This window comes from Roseivirga sp. (assembly GCF_049099775.1).
Classification (GTDB): domain Bacteria; phylum Bacteroidota; class Bacteroidia; order Cytophagales; family Cyclobacteriaceae; genus Roseivirga.
The window spans coordinates 1-854 of sequence record NZ_JAGDZM010000038.1 but is presented as its reverse complement, the minus strand read 5'-3'; the positions used below and the strand labels follow the sequence as shown (position 1 = coordinate 854).

General features: G+C 40.0%; 1 protein-coding gene. It reads left to right on the top strand.

All coding sequences use genetic code 11. The annotated features are described in order from the left end of the window. Positions 1-24 precede the first annotated feature (24 nt). The coding region (locus tag JXQ92_RS19295; RefSeq protein ID WP_421988288.1) for a hypothetical protein at positions 25-854 on the top strand (830 nt) is incomplete at its 3' end.

Below are 854 nucleotides of genomic sequence, written 5' to 3'. Positions count from 1 at the left end.
CGGCCACCACCTAGATCTACACTTATGCGATCGTCGGCAGCGTCAGATGTGTATAAGAGACATGCTATAGATGGCGACGGTCAGAACACCTATCAAATAGAAGTCAACGCAACAGATGGATTGAATACGGCTACTCAAACCGTAGTGATCACGGTTAATGATGTAGATGAAATACTTCCAGTCTTCACATCAGCCACCACGCGCTTATACAAGGAAAATGGTACCAATGTGGTTTATATAGCTTCTGCCAATGACGCGAACGCTGTAACCTTGTCCCTTGGTAAAAGTAATGACGAAGCCTTATTCAGTATCAATGAAGGCGAAATTACATTCAAAACAACACCAGATTTTGAAGCGCCAATAGACGGAGATCAAAACAACAGCTATATTATTGAATTACTGGCGAATGATGGATTGAATACAGCAAATCAACTCGTTACTATTACAGTCACTGATGTAGATGAGATACTACCAGTCTTCTCATCTGCTACCATAGCAAATTTTGCAGAAAATAGTACTGAAATAGCTTATACTCCACTAGCCACCGATGCAAATCCAGTAACCTATACCTTAGGTACAGAGAATGATGAAAAACGTTTTGTGCTCAAAACAGGAGTTGTCACTTTTATAGATGCTCCTAATTTCGAAAAACCGGTCGATGCCGACTTCAATAATACCTATATCATCGAGATACAGGCTAGCGATGGATTAAATACTGCTACCCAAATCGTGACAATTTTAGTTACTGATGTAGATGAGGTATTACCCGTCTTTAGTTCACCTTTAGCAGTAAGTAATACTGAGAATGGTTCAGGTTCAGCTTATACGATAATCGCTACAGATGCAAATACTGT